The sequence below is a fragment of the Cohnella boryungensis genome (assembly GCF_042651945.1).
GTDB classification, from domain to species: domain Bacteria; phylum Bacillota; class Bacilli; order Paenibacillales; family Paenibacillaceae; genus Cohnella; species Cohnella boryungensis.
In genome coordinates this window covers 583412-603463 of sequence record NZ_JBHSED010000003.1, presented here as the reverse complement: position 1 = coordinate 603463, position 20052 = coordinate 583412, and the positions used below count along the sequence as shown (strand labels likewise).

Here is a 20052-nt window from a genome sequence, read left to right as displayed (position 1 = left end):
CTTGTTCAGATTTTTAAGGAATATCCTTATTATCCAATAGTTCTTTAATCACGTCCACTACCAGCTCGGGCTCGTCATGAATGACCATGTGCCCGCTTTTCTCCGCGACGATCAGCCGACTATTGTCTGAGATGTCCAGCATCCCTCTCTGCCCTTGCTGCCAGATTTCCTCCAGTTGACGGCCGCCTTCTTCCGATATGCCGCTCAATGCATAATCCTGAGGGAGCCCGCGCGCGATAATCCGTACCGGCAGATTTCCCAGATCCTGCTCCCGTATGACGTCCTCCACGGAATCGGTCAAGCTTCCCTCCTCGTCAACCGCATCGAAATAATTCGGCGTGGCTATGACGTTAACGAATGTTTGGCGCTCCTCCTTGGGAACAAGACCGTTTAGGAGAGGATCGCGAAGCAGACGAAGCCATCCCGAGCGCTTCAGCAGCGTGGAAACCCATGCGGGCGGCTTGCCGCTGACGGATTCGCGAGCATAGATGTCCGCCGTATCCCGCGCATCGTTTTCGGGACGGGCATCGATCAGCACCAGACCCGCAACCTCGTCCCGATACGTCTGGGCGAACAGCCGGGCGTACATCCCTCCGAGAGAATGTCCGACCAGAAGATAGGGTCCCGGAATGCCTTCGTTTTCCAATGCCGTATGCAGCTCCTTCACGATATTCGCGCCCGTTCTCGGCGTATTCGCTTCATCGCTCCAGGCGTAACCGCCCCTGTCGTAGCACACGACCGTCGCATATTGCGAAAGCTCTTGGGGAATGTCCTTCCACGACAGACTGGTCTCCCCGCTCCCGGCCTCCAGTATAATCGTCGGCGAGCCTTGGCCCATGCGATCCACATGCAACCGGTATCCTCCAACATCCACCAGCTTGCCTGTCGGGGGATACTGCCGTTTGGCCAGCGATGATGCTCCCCATTCGTATACAAAACCTGAACCGACAAGAAGGAGCAGCAGCGATAAGCCGCCGATCAGTCCCTTTTTCCATCTTCCCATTCGTGGCTTCTTGCTTCTGTCTACAATTGGATTCATCGTTTCTCTGTTTCTCTCCTTATTTAATACATCGTGTTAAATAACAATTTTAATATAGCACACTGTATTATAAAAGAGAAGAGTGTATAATGGGAGCATGCCGAAAATCGTAGATCACGAGAAACAACGACGTATTGTTGCCGAAGCCGCCTTACGAGTGATTCAAGACTCGGGTCTTGAGCATGCTACCGTACGCAAGATCGCCGCAGAAGCCAAGGTGTCTGCCGGCGCCCTTCGTCATTATTTCGCCACGCAGGCAGAACTTTTGGTCTTCTGCATGAACGAATTCCGCGCCCGAATCGAACGAAGACTCGAAAGCATTGACATCGCCTCCGAGCCTCCGCTCATCGCCTTTAGAAACTTGCTCTTGCAATTCATCCCCCTGGATGCGGAGAGAAAAATGGAAATGGAGGTTTGGCTGACCTTTACCTCGAAAACGTTCGTATATCCGGAATTGAAGCAGCTGAGCGCGCAAATGGATGACAGTCTCTACGCGGTGTCCGACTATGTCATTCGCGCCTTGGCACGTAAGGAAGGAACGCAGCTATCCTGGGATCCCGGGACAGAGACGGACAAGCTCCACGCGCTAGTGGACGGGCTTGCCCTGCATCGTATGCTGCGCCCGGAACGGCTTGGGCAAGAACGGATTGAGCGGATGCTGGATCAGCACCTTGCTTCACTGTACCGTGGAGACCCGTCGGGGGAGTCCCTCTAACGGGTCTGTTTATTACTCCGGGTTAACGGCTTTAATGGAGAAGAGCAGCGGCAGCGCCGGCTCGTCCCTCAGCCTCCACCAGCCGTCCTCGTCCCGGACCATGCACCCCGGATACTTCTCGTACATGCAGTAGGGAAATTCATGCAGATGGACGATCCGCAGCCCCGCCTCGATCAGCGCGGTCACGATCTTGCCCATCGGATGCTGCCATTCATAGGTTACCTTATGATTTAACGGAGGCTCCGTCCCGTCGCTCGCATAGGTCGTATCCGATTCGAAACGCAACGCTTTGTCCTCGAAGTAGGAATAGCAGGGGCGCAGCACCCCCTCATCGGCTTCATAGCGATCCGCGACCGGATGCTGCTCGGCGATATAGAACAAGCCGCCAGGCTTGAGCTTCTGCCGGATGATACGAGCCCATTGGGTTAAATCCGGGAGCCAGCACAGCACGCCGTAAGAGGTGTATACCACGTCGAAGCGCTCATCGGGCAGCGCTTCCGGGATCGCATAAACATCCGAGCACACGAATCTCGCATCCAGACCGAGGTCGTCGTTCAGTGAACGCGCCAGCCGAATCGCTTCCTCGGAAAAATCCACCCCGGTAACCTTCACGCCTCTTCTGGCCCAAGACAAGGAATCCTGTCCGAAATGACACTGCAGATGCAGCATCGTGCGGCCCGACAGATCTCCCAGCTCCTGCTTCTCCAGCGGCAGCAGAGAGCATCTTCCCTTCAGGAAGGATTGGACATCGTAGAAGGAGGATTTCTCGTGGATTTTCGTGCGGTCATCCCAGTTTTTCCGATTTTCGTTCTTTTCCATCTCCATGGTTCTCATCTCCGGGCTCTCAACCTCTGTGGTCTTGTTTCTCCTTAACCTTGCGCTCAACTTATCGTTATTCCGGCTTCATTTTAGCACAATCGTACTATAAAACAAACAAAAGAAAGAGCCGCCTCTTAACCTCCACAAGGCTGGCCCTCGCATGTTAGATCCGGTTGTTCAGAAGTATCCCTGCCGAGGGCAGCTGCCAGGAAGCGTCCATCGTCGATTGATACGCGGCAAGCTGCTGCAGCGCCTGAACCTTCTTGTTGAGCATATGGCTGGCAGGCGCCTCATTCAGACGGCGAGCTTCCCTCGCCAGACTGGCGGCCAAGCCCTGGGCGAGCGCGCTGGAGGTTCTCTCGTATCGGGAGTCCAAGGCCTGCTTGAAGCGCAGCTCGTCGAACAGCAGCAGTCCGTTCCGCGACAGGCCGATTCCAAGCTGCTCGTACTCGAAGGAACGAACGGCTCGCTCGAAGCGTACCGCAATCTCCGAGCTGACATAGATTCGCGCCTCGTCCAGCAGCCCCTGCACCTCATTGTAGGCGCCGACCATCCGTCGAACCGGCCCAAGAATGTCCTGTTCCTCCGGACGAGCCGCCTTGTCTGCGAACAACTGTGTGACGGCATCGGCGGAGGCTTGCAATTGCCTTATCGCGTTCAGAATGTCTGTAATTCGGGAAGCGGCCTTCCTGGCGTATTGCTCGTAAGGCGTCGGGTAAGACAACAGCCAGGCGCCGTCGTGCCGCCGATTGGCCGTCTGTCCGAATTGCGGATAAGAAACGGATGACACAGCCGTAACTCCTCTGCGCTCATTCGCAACGGGATAGATCATAGGCAATCGCCTCCTTATCCGGTTATTACCCAAAAACCGCTATCCTCTCACCCGAATTTCGAGCTTTTTTCAAGTCTATTCGGACGGGAGGATAAAAAAGCCAACCAGATTTGCTCTGGTTGACTTGAGGATTGGATATGAACTCTTTCGAGGTCTTGCCGTCAATTTCCTGCATATTCCCAGCTCCGACCGCTGCTCGTATCTAGAACGACCAGAAACCAGGGCTCCTCCGTATCAATGACAGAACAGATAACGCTTGCCCGACCAAACGAGCAAAGCTCTGTCTCTGCCTCCAGAAGCTCCGATCCAACCCACGCCAGATTAGATGTCCGCAGCCGGTAGCATTGAGCATTCGTGCCTGTCATATAGATACGAATGCCTTCTTCGCAGGGCTCAGCCGTTATCGACAGCTCCGTCGCGCGGTTCGCGCTCGAAGGGCCGGCGCCGCTATCGGACCTTGCCGACGTCTCGCCCGCTTCCGCGCCATACAGATCCTCCATCAGCCACAACCAACGAGAAGAGGGATGAACCCAGACCTCCTTGTAGTTGTAGCAATTTTGCATTGGCCAGTACGGAATATCGTAATTCTCTCGCGTCTGAACGCCAACGGGCAGCGAGCCGCAAAGATCGCCCGAGACAGCCGTATACTGCGGCGCATAATCGTAGCCTTCGCCGTACATCAGACTTTGCGCGAAGGGATTGGCGCCAACCGTCCACTCCAATTGCCGCCGAGCCAGATTCAGCAGAGATCGGCTTCCGCGGACTTTGGCCGCAACCGTCAGCGCTTTGGTCTGGGACAATACCGTGCCGCTGTTTCCTCTCATTCCGAACCACACCGGGAACAAGCGCAAGGAATAGCGATCGGACAAGGCTATGCCATGCTGCACCTGCTCCTGATAATCCGGGTCGTCTGATTCTTCACGGTCGTAGATCCCTGCAGGGAGCATGCCATACGGCCGCGTGAACTCAGACATCCGCGCCAGATATTCGGAGTGCAGCGCAATCGCCGAATACCAGCGCCCCCAGTTCTCATGCTCCGGAAACAGCGTCAACAGCTCGGCAAGCCCTACGACAGGAGCCTGCTCATGACCGCGGTGAGAATAGTGGAGCAGCTTTGTTCGCGAGCTCGACGTATAGAAAAATCCCCGCAGCGGAACAGGCCAATCCGGCAGCGTCCGCTGCTGACAGCCCGTCACATCGTCGGCCAGCGCGATCGCCCTTTCTCGATAAGCCTCTTCTCCCGTCAGCCGATAGAGCTCCGTCGACGCCAGAATCCCCTGCGCCGCAACGGTTAAGGGGGCGACGTAGTGATCATCCTCTACTCCTCCGGCATCAAGCTGTGCGTTGGCGAACGCCCAGTCCTCCCCGGCTGCCTGCAAGCACTGCGCCGCGAAGATCGGATCGTCCCGCTCCCATTCCCGCGTCGCCAGCGCTTCGGCCGCAGCAGCCGCATAGTTGGCGAGCGGATCGTTGCCCGCCTGGCAAATCTCGTCATCCTCGGTTCCCAGAATTCCGTCGGTCCACAGGTCCATCGTCGCCCATGTGGTTCGGTAGCCGTCGCCGAATCTCGTCTTGAGCAGCCATTTCAGCCCCCAGCGGGCTTCCTGTCGAAGCTGCGCGAACAGCTCCGGCTGCTCCGCTTTGACGGAGGCAGCCAGCTTAAGCATTGCATAGACGGCTTCCGCCGTGTTGACCGCCCCCTGGGACAGATCTCCCGCATCATGCCATCCGCCATTGATGACAATGCGCTTGCCTTCATGCTCGCACAGAAAATCGCGATGGCATTCCCCGTGTATGCCCGGCACCTCCTCTCCGCAGCGCAGACCGCTGAAGAAATTCAATGTTTTGCGAATGCTGGGCTCCCACACCTGTCTCCCGATAGGGAACGGCTCGCTCCGGCAAGGCCCGGCTTCGAGAAGATATGTGCCCGGCTCCGTCCACGCGGAAAAATCGAGCACGCTGAAGGTGCCGATGGCCGACGCCTCGGTTCGCACCGGGCCGCTGAGCACCGTCTTCTCCGTCGCCGCGTCGATCAATCGGAAAACCTCGCCGCCGTTATCGCGGAGGAAGGCTTTCTTCTCCGAAAGAGGGGTGTAGCCCGAATGACTGTAAGCCATCCGTCCGGGCGCCACGCCCCAGCCCTCGTAGTAATCCGCCTCCACCTTCTGCAGGCGAACATCGCCGATGTCGTAGCTGACCGTCCGGGCCGCCCCTTCGTCGCTGCCCTGCAGCCGATAAACGAATTCAAGCCCGGTCACCCGATCGCGAGGCAAGTGGGCGATTTCCCATACGACTTCATTCCAGCAATCCGGCTTGAGCAGGAAATAATGAATGCCCTCGCGCAAGTACTTGTCGGGAATCGGCCGCCCGCCTTCGTTATGCAGAACGACCGACATCGAAATGGTTCGAAAGCCCGGCAGCATCGGATACACCTTGAACGCCACCCGATTATAGCTCTCCCAGCTCTCGCCGGGAATTTTTCTGAGAACGGAGCATTTGCCGTGCGGTCGCCCCGGCGCCTCCGTCTGGTAGGATTTATCGGAAGTCGTCGGCGAGGTCATGCGGACGGCCCGTCTGCCGTGGCCCGCAAGCTCCCCGACCAGCGTCATCTCTCCCTGCTCCACAAGCCGCCAGCTTCCTTCATCCGTCGCGTCGTCCAATTGCACCGATTCAAGAACGGCTTTATTCAGCCAACGCGAGGCGGCGGAGCGGCCTTCGTCAGGCTTCATCAGCTTGGTATAGCCAGACATGCGCTTTCACCCCTTCCCGGAATTCGCGACCGGGTCAGGCAAGCCATTCTCCCGCATCACATTTCTGTACCAATAGGCGCTTTCCTTGGGCGTGCGCGCCTGCGTGTCAAAATCCACATGGACGATGCCGAATCGCTTGTCGTATCCGAACGCCCATTCAAAATTATCGAAGAACGACCACAGATAGTAGCCCTGCAGATTGCCGCCTTCGCGAATGAAGCGCAGCGCCTCCGCAAGATGCCCGCTCACATACGCGATCCGCTCCACGTCGTTCACTCTGCCGTCCTTGACCTCATCGGCTTGAGCGGAGCCGTTTTCCGTAATATAGAGCGGAAGCGAGCCGTATTCGTCGCGAATGCGGCAGAGCAGCCTGTAGAGCGACTCCGGACGAACCTCCCAGCCCATATCCGTCTTCACGCAATCCTCCGGCAGAATTTGCTCGAGCCGCAGCACCGGATGCTCGTTCCCTTCGCGAACGATCGCCCGCGTGTAATAGTTGATTCCAAGAAAATCCCCCGGATCGCGAATGATCTCCAGGTCTCCCGAAGCAATGAAGTCCCATTCTCCGACAAGCGGACGATACCAAGCCTTCATGTCCTCCGGATAGTCGCCCTTGAACAGCGGATCGAGAAACCATCGGTTCAAATGCCCGTCATGCCGGCTGCGAGCCGCTTCGTCCCGCTCCTCGTTCGTTGCGCTTTCGTTGTCGTCCAGATTAAGCGTAATGCCGATTCGGCCCTTCAGGCCCCGGCTGCGATAGTCCCTGATCGCTTCGCCGCTCGCCAATAGCAGATGATGGGCGGCCGCCAGCGCCTCCCGCCAGTCGGTATGGCCCGGAGCGTGAACGCCTAGGCCGTATCCGAGTATGGACGCGCACCATGGCTCGTTAATCGTCACCCACATCGGAATATCGTATCCGAAGCGCTCGAACAAGACCCGGGCGAACTCCAGATAGTAGCCGACGGACGAGCGATGAGCCCATCCTCCCTCGTCCTGCATCCATTGGGGCAAATCCCAATGGTAGATCGTTGCCATCGGCTGAATGCCGTGCGCCTCCATCTGTTCGAGCAGCTTTCGGTAGAAGGCGATGCCGCGTTCGTTAAGCACGCCCTTCTCCGGAAAGATTCTCGACCATGAGACCGAGAAGCGATAATGCTTCGCTCCCAGCTCGGCCATCAGCCGTATATCGTCGGAATAACGATGATAATGGTCGCAAGCTTCCGCGCCCGTATGCCCGCCGAACACCTTGCCCGGAGTTCCCGAGAAAGTGTCCCATATGGATGGCGTTCTGTCGTCCGCAGTCGCCGCCCCTTCTATTTGATAGGAGGAGGTGGAGATGCCCCATCGAAAATCGTTCGGAAATTTCAAGCCGTCGCTCATGGACTTCCTCTCTTCCCGCATTAGAATTTGACCGAACCGGCGAGCGCGCCGCTAACGAGAAACCGCTGCACGAAGGTGTACAGCACGATCAGCGGGCCAGCCACGATGATGATGCCGCAAGCCAGCAGCGGCCAATCGTTCAAATACTGGCCATAGAAGGCGAACAGCCCTCTTGTAATAGGCTGATAGTTATTGTCGGACAAGTAGATCGTCGGCCCGATAATGTCGTTCCATACCCCGATCGCCGTCAGCAGCACTCCGGTCGCCATTACCGGCTTAACGAGAGGCACGACGATCTGGAACAAATACCTCAGGTAGCCGCAGCCGTCCATCGCCGCAGCCTCGTCCATTTCCCTTGAGATAGACTTCAAATATCCGACAAACATAAGAAAGGCAATGCCTGTGCCGCCTGTCCGCAGCAAAATATAGCCCCATTGCGTGTTGTACATGCCGAGCTCGTTCACGAGCCAAAATTGCGGTACGAGCGGGTTAGGCAAAAACATCGACATGACGAAGAAGAGATAGATCAGGTTGGAAAACTTCACGTAACGACGGGCGATGGGGAAAGCCGCGAACAACGACAGCAGAATGGACAGCCCCGTGGAAACCGCCGTATAGAGCAGACTGTTGCCGATGTACTTGGAGAAATCCCCTTTGTCCCAGGCGGTCGAGAAGTTGCCGAACCGAAATTGCTCGAACAGGCTTACCGGAGCCTTCAAGTGCTCCATCTGCGTCTTCATCGACACGTTGAACAAATAAAATAGAGGAACGAGATAAATGACGAGAAAAAGCAGTACGATTAAATACCGTGAGGACAGCAGCCATTTGGACTCCCGGATCACAGATCCACCTCTCTTCTTCTCAGCGCGACCATGGACACGACTGCGATGACAAAGACGAACAGGAACAGCACCATCGCGCCTGCCGAAGCCAAGCCATAATCCGCCGTCGTGTTGTTCGCGATGGCATCTCTATAGATATCGAAGGCCAGCGTACGCGTATTGAAGCCCCCGTTGGTGAGCACGTAAATAATGTCGAATGTCTGCAGCGCGCCGATAATGGCTAGCAGCATATTAACCGTCGTTGAAGGCGCGATCATCGGGAACGTCACATGCCGGAATGCTTGCCAGCGGCTAGTACCGTCGATGTGGGCCGCGTCGTACAGATCCTTCGGAATCGATTGCAGCCCCGCAAGAAAGATCGTCATCGAGTAGCCCATGTACATCCAGATCTGCACGAAAATAACCCACTCGAACGCCGCGCCGTAGCTGGACAAAAATCCGGTCGGCCAGCCCAGCCACTTAAACAGCTCTGAGAGCGGTCCGCCCAGCGGATTCATCATCATCCGCCATACGAGACCCGATACGGTGACCCCAAGCACAACGGGAAGAAAATATGTCGCCCGAAAGAAGGAATCGCCCTTGAGCTTGCGGTTGACCAGCAGCGCCACGAACAAGCCGAGCACGTTCTGCAGCACGACGACAAGCAGCGCGAACTGGAGCGAATTCAGAACAGAACGAATCCGCTCGGCCTGATCCGAAGAATTGAACAACCTGTCGTAATTGTCAAAGCCGACGAATTGCCACTCCATCCCGGGCAGCCCCGTCGCGTTCGTGAAGGAGAAAAACACCGTCGCGACGGACGGACCGAACGAAAATACAAGGTAGAGAAGAAGGGGAATCATCAACAGCGCCATAGGTAAATGCCTCGCCATTCCTCTTCCGAACGGGTACATGCCATACACTCCTCTATGTCAGATTCGAAAGGCAAAGCGGAAGGCTTCCTCAATTGCAGAAGCCCTCCGCCCGCTTTTCTTACCGCTATCGCGGATTCGCTTATTTCGCCGCGTCCCATTCCTTCTGCGAAATCTCGGCCAGCTCCTGCGGCGTTTTGATCGGGCCTGCCGGCGCCAGGAATTCCGCATGGACGCTGGAGCCGCTGACGTGCTCGCCGGCATTCTGACGGTTAATGAACAATTGATCCCACGACAGCTTAAACGCGGACAGATACGGGCTGACTTCCTGAATGAACGCGTCCTCCACCTTCACGTCCTGCGTCGGCAGGAATCCGGATGCCTTGACGAATTCAGTGTAGTGCTCCGGCTCGGATTGCATCGCCAGCCATTTCAGCGCGGCGTCTTTGTTCTTGGCTTTCTCAAGAACCATCCAGGACATGTCGTACTTGCCTGCAAGGGCGCTGTTCTTCGCGGCGTCGTTGCTGCCAGGAATCGGGAAGTAGCCGAATTCCAGATTCGGGTCAAGACTCTTGAACGTCGGCGCGTTCCATGTGCCGTCCGCGATCATTGCGACTTTGCCGCTGGCGAACAAGCTCGGCAGCGAGCCGTAATCGATGCCCATGACGCCTTCGATGCTGTTCTCCAGCAAATACTGCGCTTTCTCCAGCACCTCCACGGCTTGCGGGTCCGTGAACTTCGTCGATCCCGTCCACAGCCCTTTGATGAACTCGTTCTGATTGTCGATCACCGAAGCCGACAGCCCTTGCACCGCCAGATTAAACGGCCAGACGTCCTTGCCTGCGAAGCCCAGCGGGCTTTGGCCTTTGGCCTTCAACGTGTCCACGACCGTCTTGAACTGATCCCACGTCGTCGGCACCTTAAGCTGATTGTCCGCGAAAATCTTCTTATTGTAATAAAGCCCGCTGAAGGCCACCTTCCCCATGTTGATGCCGTACACCTTGCCGTTATAGGTCGTGGAGTTCTCCACGTCTACCGCGTTGTAGTTTTTGACGAAATCCTGACCGCTCAGATCCGCAACGAGCCCGGCGTCGATCCACTGCTTCCACAGCGGGTCCTGCGCCCCGACCGCCCACTCCTGAGGAATCGGCGCAAAGCCGCTCTTCAGCGCCAGCAAATCCGTATCGTTCGCTTTGATTCGGGTTTGCTGAAGCTGGTCATAGGTGGCATCGGACGGCACGACCTGATAATCGACCTTAATGTTCGGGTAACGTTCCGTAAATTTCTTATTGAATTCCTCGTAATATTTGTTGACCGGCTCGTTGATCCAGTGAATGATTTTCAAGGTTACCTTTTCGTTGGACGAGCCTGAGCCCGAACTCTCCGGCGAGCCGGAAGCCCCCTCCTTGTTGCCTCCTCCGCAAGCGGCCAATACGAAAATCAGAACTGTCGCAAGGATGAATCCAGCACTCTTTCTCAACATTTCATTTCCCCCTAGCTCAAGATTGGACAAACACTACGAAAGCGAATTCCGTCAATGGGTGTCTTTTGCTAGCGAGTTACGAAATCGGTTTCGTAAATTTACTCTTATTATTCCCGAATAGCTTACCATTTGTAAAGAGGAAATTGATAAAATTAGAAAAATCCTTAGATAATAGACATTAAACCTTGTGTTTACAGGGTTTTGTTGACGGAATAATCGAAAAAAACTAAACTACTATTAGACTATTCCTTTAATTTTACCGAAAACGGTTTCGTATAAAGCCAAGTAAACCGGCTTCGCCGTCCTTAGGTACGGCGGCAGACGTTTTGTATCGAGCTATCAGATAGGGTGAAAAAGTCCCCTTATAAGGAGTCGGAACGGATGAATATCAAGACCATAGCCAAGATGGCCGGGGTGTCCGTGGCCACGGTTTCCAAGATTATGAACAACTACTCCGACGTCGGGGAGGACACCAAGCAGCGCGTCCTCAGAATCATGGAGGAAACCGGCTACAGACCTTCCTCCTCGGCCAAGACGCTGGCCACCAAGAAGTCCAATCTGATCGGGGTCGTGTTCGCCGGAGAGCTGAACTCCGATTTAAGCCATCCCTTTTTCGTCAGCGTTCTGGATTCGTTCAAGAAGCAGATCGGCTTGCTCGGATACGACCTGCTCTTTTTCTCCAACGAGAAGTTTTTCGAGGAGAAGGAGGATTATTTGGCCCGTTGCCGGCATTTCCAGGTCGAGGGGTGCATCATCATCGCCGGCGATCAGGTGGAGCCGAGCGTCCATAGGCTGGCGCAGAGCAGCATCCCCTGCATCGGCATCGACATCAAGCTGGCCGGGGACAACTCCTCCTTCCTGATGTCCGACAATGACAAAATCTCGTCGCGGGTCGTGGAGCATTTCTATATGACCGGCTATCGCAATATCGGATTTCTAGGCATTGATCGGGTTACGGAAATTACGACAACGAGGGAGATCGCCTTTAAGCAATCTCTTCAGTCGTTCGGCTTGACCGTGGATCTGGACAAGTTCATCTACAGCGAGGATTTCGAAGAGGAAAACGGTTATCAGGCGATGAAGAAGATGATTCAACGAGGCAATCTGCCGCAGGCGATGTTTGCGGTCACGGACGTGCTGGCCTTCGGGGCGCTTCGGGCGATGCGCGAGCACGGCCTCAGCGTTCCTCGGGACATGGCGCTGATCGGGTGCGACGATCTCATGGCTTGCCGGTATACGAATCCTCCTCTGACCTCCATTAAGCAGGATAAAGAGAAGATGGGAAAGCTGGCGGCCATGATGCTGTTCGATATCATCAACAAGCAGTTGGAGCCGACCTCCGTCATCGTGGAGGCCGAGCTTGTCGTACGACAATCGTGCGGAGCAACCTGAGCCTGAGTCCAGCCTGCCCTCCCCCCTTCTTCCATTGACAGAAAAAATTGAAAAAATAGCGCGGAAATCACGGTTCAAATGGCCCGGGATAGCGCAATCTAATCAAATATCGAGGGGAATTGCGGATCGATCTATTATATAGATCATTCCTATGCATAATAATGTCTATTTCCGAACATAAAAATGCATTAGAATGGAAATAGGTGCGTTATTACATCAAGGCGCCCGGTTTTACTAACATGAATGCAGAGGGATGCGCAATGTCAGTGGACAATGAAAAAATGCAAGAATTATGGCAGCAGTTTTTCGGCCCCAATCTTGGTTACGTCCAAGAGCAATACGACATCTACCTAAACGATGCGGAAGCGGTAAGTCCCCAATATCGCGAGCTGTTCGCCCAATACGGCGCACCGCCGCGCATCGAAGCCGATCTCTCCGTTTCGACCGCGACCCGTATGTCGCCCCAGTCCGGCGGATCGATCACCACCGATACCAACCTGCTTAAAAAAGCAATCGCTGTAGGCCAATTGGCTTGGAATATACGTTCGTTCGGCCACCTGGCCGCCGACATCGACCCGCTGGGGCTGAGCCCGAAAGCCAGCACGAAGATGATCGAGATCGCGACTTACGGCTTAACGGAAGCCGACCTGAAGCAGTTGCCTCCCGAGACCGCCTGGGAGGATGCACCCTACGCCTTCAATAATGCTTGGGATGCCGTAGAGAAGCTTCGTCAGATTTACACCGGGCCGATCGCTTTCGAATTCGGTCATGTTCATGTGGAAGAAGAACGTCAGTGGCTGAATAAGCAGGCCGAGGCGGTTATTCCTTCGACGAAGCTCCTTAACTCCGAGCGGGAAACCCTATTGAGAAAGCTGCTGGAAGCGGAGCAATTCGAAGATTTCCTGCAGCGTACATTCGTTGGACAGAAGCGCTTTTCCTCCGAAGGGATCGAAGCGCTTATTCCGCTGACCGACGAGATCGTTCACGAGCTCACGAACGACGGCGCCCGCCACATCGCCATGGGTATGGCGCATCGCGGACGCCTTAACGTGCTTGCCCACGTTCTGGGCAAGCCTTACGGCAATATCTTCTCGGAGTTCCACCATTCTCCGAACAAGAAGCTGATCCCTTCCGAAGGGTCGATCGGCATCAATTACGGCTGGACGGGCGATGTGAAATACCACCTCGGCGCCAACCGTTCGATTTCCACCGGCCAGACGGCGGAAACCCGCATTATGCTCGCGAACAATCCGAGCCATCTGGAATACGTCAACCCGGTTGTCGGCGGCTTCGCCCGCGCAGCCCAGGAGGATCGCAGCAAGCCCGGATATCCCGAGCAGAATTTCGATCTTGCCGCTTCCATCATCATTCACGGCGACGCGGCGTTCATCGGCGAAGGCGTCGTTGCCGAGACGCTTAACTTCAACAACATCAAAGGCTACACCTGCGGCGGCACGATTCATATTATCGCCAACAACCGCATCGGATTTACGACGGAGAGCCATGACTCCCGCTCGACGCATTATGCAAGCGATCTGGCCAAGGGCTTCGAAATCCCGGTCATTCACGTCAATGCCGACGAGCCGGACGCCATCATCGCCGCAGCGCGCATGGCCAGCGAATATCGCACTTTATTCAAAAAGGATTTCGTCATCGACTTGATCGGTTACCGCCGTTACGGACACAACGAGACGGACGATCCGGAAACGACGCAGCCTCTCATTTACAAGAAGGTAAAGGCTCACCCGACGGTCGCCCGTCTGTACGGAGACAAGCTCGTGCGCGAGGGAGTGCTCTCTGCGGAAGCCGTCGAGCAAATCAAGCGCGATGTGCAGAACAAGCTGAAGGATGCCTACGAGGAAGTTAAGGGGAAGGAAAGCAAGAACCCCATCCATCAGTCCCAACCGACCGTATTTTCGCCGGATGCGCCCAAGCCCGTTACGGCTGTACCTCTGGATACGCTGCGCAGCATAAACAAAGGCTTGCTGCAATGGCCCGAGTCGTTTAACGTCTACGGCAAGCTCAAGCGGATTCTGGAGCGCCGGGCTGATGCCCTTAACGATGGGGAGAAGGTCGACTGGAGCCATGCCGAGACGCTTGCGTTCGCCTCGATTCTGGCGGACGGCACTCCGATTCGTCTAAGCGGCCAGGATGCGGAGCGCGCCACGTTCGCTCACCGCAATCTCGTTCTGCACGATAACGAGACGGGAGACACCTTCTGCCCGCTGCATGCTCTGCCGGAAGCGAAGGCTTCCTTCGCGGTTCATAACAGCCCGCTTTCCGAGGCCGGAGTGCTTGGCCTGGAGTACGGCTATAACGTATTCGCTCCCGAGACGATGGTCATCTGGGAGGCTCAATTCGGCGACTTCGCCAACGCCGCGCAAGTGCTGATCGATCAGTTCATCTCTGCCGGCCAATCCAAGTGGTCGCAGCGCTCCGGATTGACGATGCTGCTTCCGCACGGCTACGAGGGCCAAGGTCCCGAGCATTCCAGCGCAAGACTGGAGCGTTTCCTGCAGCTGTCGGGCGAAGAAAACTGGACGGTTGCCTACGTGTCCAGCGCGGCGCAATACTTCCACCTGCTGCGCCGTCAAGCGTCCAATCTGAATACGGTAGACGTTCGCCCTCTGGTCGTCATGGCGCCGAAGAGCATGATTCGGAACCCTTACGTCGCTTCTTCCGCTTCCGAGCTGAGCGAAGGCACATTCCGGACAGTCGTCGAGCAGCCTGGACTGGGAGAACAGCCGGCGCGCGTGGAAAGAATCGTTCTCTGCACCGGCAAGGTGGCCATCGATCTCGCCGAGGAGCTGGACAAAACGCCGGATGCGGATCGCGACTGGATTCATATTATCCGGGTCGAGCAATTGTACCCGTTCCCGCGTCAAGAGCTCAAAGCGATTATCGACCGCTATCCTAACGTCGCCGAGATTTTATGGGTTCAGGAAGAACCGAAGAACATGGGCGCCTGGGGCTTCATCGAGCCTCGCATTCGCGAGATCGTCGACGTGTCCAAGACATCCGTCACCTATAACGGCCGTCCGAAACGGTCGAGTCCGGCAAGCGGCTATCAGCAGATCCATACGTTCGAACAGCAATTCATTATTAATCAGACGCTGGTTCAAAAAAAGAAATCGGCAGTTAAATCCGGGAGGTAACTTAAATGCATGACATTCTTGTTCCGGCGATGGGCGAATCCATTACGGAGGGAACGATATCGAAATGGATCGTCAAAGTAGGAGACAGCGTCAAGCAAGGCGATCTTCTGCTCGAGCTCGAAACCGACAAAGTCAATCTGGAAATTAGCGCAGAGCAAGACGGCGTGATCTCCGAGATTATTGCAGCCGAAGGCGATACCGTCAAAATCGGCGAGGCCGTCGGCCGCATCGGAGCCGCCGGTCAAGCAGCGGCAGCCCCTTCCGCTCCAGCGGCCGCGCCTGCCGCACCGGCTCAAGAAGCGCCGAAAAAGGAGAGCGCCCCTGCGCCTGCGCCGACATCTGCTCCGACCTCAAGCGACAGCTCGACGCTGGCGACTCCTGCCGCCCGCAAGCTGGCCCGCGAGAAAGGCATCGACCTGAACGCCGTGCCTGCCCGCGATCCGATCGGACGCATTCACTCCAGCGACGTCGCTTCGGCGGGATCGGCTCCTGCTCCGCAAGCGCCCGTTTCCAAGCCGGCTGTTGACAAGCCGACCTCGAACGCGAACAAGCCGGAAGAGCGCAAGCGGATGTCCCGCCGCCGCTTGACCATCGCCAAGCGGTTAGTTGAAGCGCAGCACACCGCCGCCATGCTGACGACCTTTAACGAAGTCGATATGACCGCGATTCTGGAAATCCGCAAGCGCCGCAAGGATTCCTTCAAGGAGAAGCATGACGTCGGCCTCGGCTTCATGTCCTTCTTCACCAAAGCGGTCGTCGGCGCGCTTAAGGCTTTCCCGCATCTGAACGCGGAAATCAACGGCGAAGACATTATCGTCAAGAAATACTACGACATCGGCATCGCCGTATCCGCCAAGGAAGGGCTCGTCGTACCGGTGCTTCGCGATGCGGACCGTCTCGGGTTCGCCGAAATCGAGCGCTCTATCGTTCAGCTCGCCGGCAAAGCCCGCAACAACACGCTTGAGCTGTCCGAGCTGCAAGGCGGCACGTTCACGATTACGAACGGCGGCGTGTTCGGCTCCCTGCTGTCGACGCCGATTCTGAATGCCCCGCAAGTCGGCATTCTCGGCATGCACAAGATCCAGCTTCGTCCGGTGGCTATCGATGCGGAACGCATGGAGAACCGTCCGATGATGTACATCGCTCTTTCCTACGACCACAGAATCGTCGATGGCGCGGAAGCCGTGCAATTCCTCGTCAAGATCAAGGACATGCTGGAAGACCCGGAAACGCTGCTGCTTGAAGGCTGATTGACCGGATTTCGCATATAGAAGAAACAAGCGGCTGCTACCGCCCAAGACGTCCCGCAGGGACGCGCTTCGGCGAGAAGCAGCCGCTTGTTTTTTCGGGTATTCGGATTTTGTGGTGGAAAAGGGCGTCCTGCTTAATATGAAAATTAGCCTTTGAAGGCTTTTAACACGATCACTGCATTGTGCCCTCCAAAGCCAAATGAATTAGATAACCCCACGTTCAATGTGGCTTCACGAGCTTTATTGGGTACATAGTCTAAATCACACCCAAGATCTTTCTGCTCCTGGTTAATTGTCGGGGGAATGATGTTTTGCTGAAGGCTTTTAACTAAAGCGATGGCTTCTACTGCACTAGAAGCTCCCAACAGATGGCCAGTCATGGACTTATTTGCTGTAACCGGAATCCGATAAGCATTTTCTCCAAACAGCTTTTTAATCGCTAAAGTTTCCGACCTATCGCCGATTTCTGTGCTAGTAGCGTGTGCACTGATCACATCCACTTCGTCGGGGCCTATACCGGCTTCTTGAATCGCCAGTTTCATGGCCATATAAGCGCCTTTCCCCTCCGGATGTGTTGCCACCATATGGTAAGCATCGGAACTGGCTCCATAGCCAATTACTTCAGCATAAATTCGGGCATTTCTTCGCAAAGCATGCGTAAGCGACTCCAGAACCAAGATTCCTGCGCCTTCAGCCATAACGAATCCATCTCGGCCTGTATCGAACGGACGACTGGCTCGGGTAGGATCATCGTTTCTAGTAGATAAAGCCGTTGCATTACCAAAACTCGCCAAAGATATTTCTGTGACAGCGGCTTCGGCCCCTCCTGTAAAAACGATATCAGTGAGTCCTGAACGGATGATTCGGTATGCCTCTCCAACCGCCGTATTTCCGATTGAACACGCCGTTACAGGAGATAAGGTTGGTCCTAGTGCACCGTATTTCATACTAATGAAAGCAGCCGCCATATTCGATATCATCATGGGCACTAAAGTCGGGCTTACCCGTTCTGGACCACGTTCTCGAATAATCGCAGTTTGATCGAACAAGGTCTGAATGCCCCCAGTACCAGAACCTACATATACACCCATACGTTCCTGATTAACCTGCTCAAGAGAAAGCCCCGAATCCTCCCAAGCCTGCTCGGCAGCAGCCAAAGCAAATTGACAAAACCGATCCATGCGCCGTGCTTCTTTTCGCCCGAATAGTCCATCTGCATCAAAATCCCGAACCAATCCGGCTATTTTTGATTTATGTCTAGAAACGTCAAATGTATCAATCAGGGAAACTCCAGATTCACCTCTTATCAATCGATTCCAAAAGCTTTGTATCGTGTTCCCAAGCGGCGAAACCACACCCATACCCGTAATAACAACCCTTTCCATACCCATGTGCCTCCTTTATCCTAACTCAAGTTAAAATTATTTTGTCCTATTTGTTATCCTATTACAAGTAATGATATATCATAGTATAATAAGTACCATAATAAACGTAATAAAAAGGTGAATCGATAACATGGACCGTGCAACAAGACTCCAAACACTGTCTGCTTTTTTGAAGTCAAAGAGGGCGAAGATTCTCCCTGAATCTATTGGGCTCGCCCCAGGCAGTCGCAGAAGAACTCCAGGCCTCCGAAGAGAAGAAGTTGCCCAACTGGCAGGGGTCAGCACCACTTGGTATACGTGGCTTGAACAGGGGCGAGATATAAGAATGTCCGCATCGGTTTTGGATTGTATCGCAAATGCGCTACAGTTGACCGCTGATGAACGTAAATATGTATATGCGTTAGCACTGGAGTCGGGTTTAGGAGCCGCATCATTGAAGGAAGAACAGACGGAAGTCAGTCCGTCTTTAAAGAAGATTATGAACGAGCTGCGATTTTGCCCCACCATCATAACAGATAGGCGTTATTTTATTGTCGGTTGGAATGAGGCGGCATCCCATGTTTTTTTAGACTTTGAACAAGTCCCAATCGAGCAGCGCAATATGATTCGTTTGTTGTTCACAAGGAAGGAGCTTCAAAGATTGGCGGTTAACTGGGACCATTTTATCAGGGGATTTCTTGCTATCTTTCGTGCTTATTATGGCCAATATATGGAGGATGAATGGTACGATAGGTTTCTTGAGGAAATGAAGCTTGTTCACCCCGATTTCGACAGTCTTTGGCAACAAAGCGAGGTGAAATCGGCTCCGGAGGTTTTGATCGAATTTCGTCATGCAAAAGTAGGAAAGATGCTGTTTAACTTGACATCCCTACAGGTTCAAGGTGATTCAGATTTGCGTTGTAGCATCTATACTCCCGCCGCTGATTCAACAACAGAAAATAAGTTACAAAAATTAATGGGCCATAAATAATTCTCGACTTTTCCACCACAAAATCCGAATACCCTTTTTTTCATGAGCCAAAGCTCCCTTCCTGCAGTCGGCGGAAGCCTGTTTCTTAGGCTAGTCGGATACCAAAAATACGTACGTGTATACTCCCCCATCCTCGTTGGGAACGTCTCCCTTGCCGATCGGAAGTCCGGTCAAGGTCGTCCGATATCCGAGCTTCAGCTCTTTGTCCGGTTTTCTGATGCCCAGCACATCCACGTACGTCCCATCCCTCGTCTCCAGCACAATCTCCGAACGCAAGCCTCCGATCGGTTCGAACTGATCCAGATAGACGATGGTTCCCGTGACGGTTACCGCTTGCCCGTAGTACTTCCGGGGGTCCCGGAATAGATCCGCGGGCTTGACCTTCATTCCGTTGCTCAAGCTCCGATACGTGCTCAGCTCCGCGATTGCCAGCGCTTGATTCCCGTTCGTAGACAGATTCAAATCCCGGACGTTCCAGGCGCTTTCCGGCATAGACTTGAACTCGATCGACTCCGTTGTTTTCCGAATCGCGTGCAGCTTCTTGGCTTCGTAAGCCTCCTTCGAGCAGGAATAGGTCAAGAGATACAGCTTCTTCTCCAAAGGAACGAGCAGATTGTACAGAACTCTCGTTTCTCCCGTTTGTCCGTCATCGTACTCCTGGTAGTTGATCAGCGCGCGGACTCCCGACGCCGTAGCCGTATGCGCATAGTATCCGTCCCGTTTGTTGACTATGAACTGGTTCAACAGCTCTGCCATTTGCTCTGTATGGTATCCGACCAACCGGTTTGTGTAAGGCGCATGCTCCTCGTAGGTCTTCACGGATATCGTCAATCGCTCCTGCGCGCTTCCTTCCTCGGCCCGGCTCTCGAAGGCAACGAGCCCGCCTTCCTCCTCCGCTTCAGCCTGATGGAGATTGGCGGGATACAGAATCGAGAAGTCGTCGTTCTCATACCGCTCCAAGCGAGGCTCCTCCCGATCGGCGCGAGCTTCTGTCTCCACGACGGCCGCAGTCTCGACAGCCGTCCCGGCATTTGCCGCGCGAGCACCCTCCTGCTCTTGCGAATTGTTTGCGCCGCAGCCGAACAGCCCTCCCAGCAAAACAACCAGACTGATTCCTCTGGCGACCCTTGATGCTTTGCACATGCCAATAACTCCTTTACCGCCCATCTACGATGCTTGCCCACCTCCA

At 54.9% G+C, this 20052-nt stretch carries 15 protein-coding genes; 5 read left to right on the top strand and 10 right to left on the bottom strand.

The genetic code is table 11. The features are described 5' to 3' along the window. Window positions 1-13: 13 nt before the first annotated feature. Window positions 14-1003 carry an alpha/beta fold hydrolase gene (locus ACFO1S_RS03795; RefSeq protein WP_378126271.1) on the bottom strand — a complete coding sequence of 330 codons (990 nt, stop codon included), beginning with the start codon at window positions 1001-1003 and terminating at the stop codon, window positions 14-16. Between the two features lie 133 nt (window positions 1004-1136). Here ACFO1S_RS03795 and ACFO1S_RS03790 point away from each other — a divergent pair, with 133 nt between their 5' ends. Next, window positions 1137-1754 (top strand): TetR/AcrR family transcriptional regulator, encoded by a 618-nt coding sequence (locus tag ACFO1S_RS03790; RefSeq protein WP_204600527.1) that lies wholly within the window; start codon window positions 1137-1139, stop codon window positions 1752-1754. A 12-nt stretch (window positions 1755-1766) separates the two neighbouring features. Here the strand turns inward: ACFO1S_RS03790 and ACFO1S_RS03785 are convergent, their stop codons facing one another. The 7 genes from ACFO1S_RS03785 to ACFO1S_RS03755 form a co-directional block, all read right to left on the bottom strand. Further along, on the bottom strand, window positions 1767-2579 hold the full coding sequence (locus ACFO1S_RS03785; protein ID WP_204600528.1) for a class I SAM-dependent methyltransferase: 813 nt from the start codon (window positions 2577-2579) through the stop codon (window positions 1767-1769). Window positions 2580-2736: 157 nt separating this feature from the next. Continuing rightward, window positions 2737-3405, bottom strand: coding sequence for a hypothetical protein (locus ACFO1S_RS03780; protein WP_204600530.1), 669 nt, complete (start codon window positions 3403-3405; stop codon window positions 2737-2739). A gap of 161 nt (window positions 3406-3566) precedes the next feature. Next, window positions 3567-6155 carry a glycoside hydrolase family 9 protein gene (locus tag ACFO1S_RS03775; protein ID WP_204600532.1) on the bottom strand — a complete coding sequence of 863 codons (2589 nt, stop codon included), beginning with the start codon at window positions 6153-6155 and terminating at the stop codon, window positions 3567-3569. A gap of 6 nt (window positions 6156-6161) precedes the next feature. Beyond that, window positions 6162-7535, bottom strand: coding sequence for a GH1 family beta-glucosidase (locus tag ACFO1S_RS03770; RefSeq protein ID WP_204600534.1), 1374 nt, complete (start codon window positions 7533-7535; stop codon window positions 6162-6164). Between the two features lie 20 nt (window positions 7536-7555). After that, window positions 7556-8374 carry a carbohydrate ABC transporter permease gene (locus ACFO1S_RS03765; protein WP_378126296.1) on the bottom strand — a complete coding sequence of 273 codons (819 nt, stop codon included), beginning with the start codon at window positions 8372-8374 and terminating at the stop codon, window positions 7556-7558. After that, window positions 8374-9270, bottom strand: a complete 897-nt coding sequence (locus tag ACFO1S_RS03760) for a carbohydrate ABC transporter permease (protein WP_204600536.1) — start codon at window positions 9268-9270, stop codon at window positions 8374-8376. The genes ACFO1S_RS03765 and ACFO1S_RS03760 overlap by 1 nt, the downstream gene beginning before the upstream one ends. A gap of 100 nt (window positions 9271-9370) precedes the next feature. Further along, window positions 9371-10711: an ABC transporter substrate-binding protein gene (locus ACFO1S_RS03755; protein WP_204600544.1), complete on the bottom strand. Its 1341-nt coding sequence runs from the start codon at window positions 10709-10711 to the stop codon at window positions 9371-9373. A 381-nt stretch (window positions 10712-11092) separates the two neighbouring features. On the opposite strand from ACFO1S_RS03755, the gene ACFO1S_RS03750 reads away from it, so the two are divergent. The 3 genes from ACFO1S_RS03750 (at window position 11093) to odhB (ending at window position 16508) form a co-directional block, all read left to right on the top strand. Beyond that, complete coding sequence (locus ACFO1S_RS03750; protein ID WP_204600546.1) at window positions 11093-12103, top strand: LacI family DNA-binding transcriptional regulator; 1011 nt, start codon at window positions 11093-11095, stop codon at window positions 12101-12103. 260 nt (window positions 12104-12363) lie between these two features. Beyond that, the gene (locus tag ACFO1S_RS03745; RefSeq protein WP_204600548.1) at window positions 12364-15258 is read left to right on the top strand and encodes a 2-oxoglutarate dehydrogenase E1 component; all 2895 of its coding nucleotides are present in this window, start codon (window positions 12364-12366) and stop codon (window positions 15256-15258) included. A 5-nt stretch (window positions 15259-15263) separates the two neighbouring features. Continuing rightward, window positions 15264-16508 (top strand): 2-oxoglutarate dehydrogenase complex dihydrolipoyllysine-residue succinyltransferase, encoded by a 1245-nt coding sequence (gene odhB, locus ACFO1S_RS03740; RefSeq protein ID WP_204600550.1) that lies wholly within the window; start codon window positions 15264-15266, stop codon window positions 16506-16508. Between the two features lie 146 nt (window positions 16509-16654). On the opposite strand, the gene fabF is transcribed toward odhB, so the two are convergent. Further along, the gene (gene fabF, locus ACFO1S_RS03735) at window positions 16655-17893 is read right to left on the bottom strand and encodes a beta-ketoacyl-ACP synthase II (RefSeq protein WP_204600552.1); all 1239 of its coding nucleotides are present in this window, start codon (window positions 17891-17893) and stop codon (window positions 16655-16657) included. Between the two features lie 130 nt (window positions 17894-18023). On the opposite strand from fabF, the gene ACFO1S_RS03730 reads away from it, so the two are divergent. Then, the gene (locus ACFO1S_RS03730; protein ID WP_204600554.1) at window positions 18024-18863 is read left to right on the top strand and encodes a helix-turn-helix transcriptional regulator; all 840 of its coding nucleotides are present in this window, start codon (window positions 18024-18026) and stop codon (window positions 18861-18863) included. Window positions 18864-18953: 90 nt separating this feature from the next. Here ACFO1S_RS03730 and ACFO1S_RS03725 read toward each other — a convergent pair whose 3' ends face one another. After that, complete coding sequence (locus tag ACFO1S_RS03725) at window positions 18954-20006, bottom strand: hypothetical protein (RefSeq protein WP_204600555.1); 1053 nt, start codon at window positions 20004-20006, stop codon at window positions 18954-18956. Between the last annotated feature and the right edge of the window lie 46 nt (window positions 20007-20052).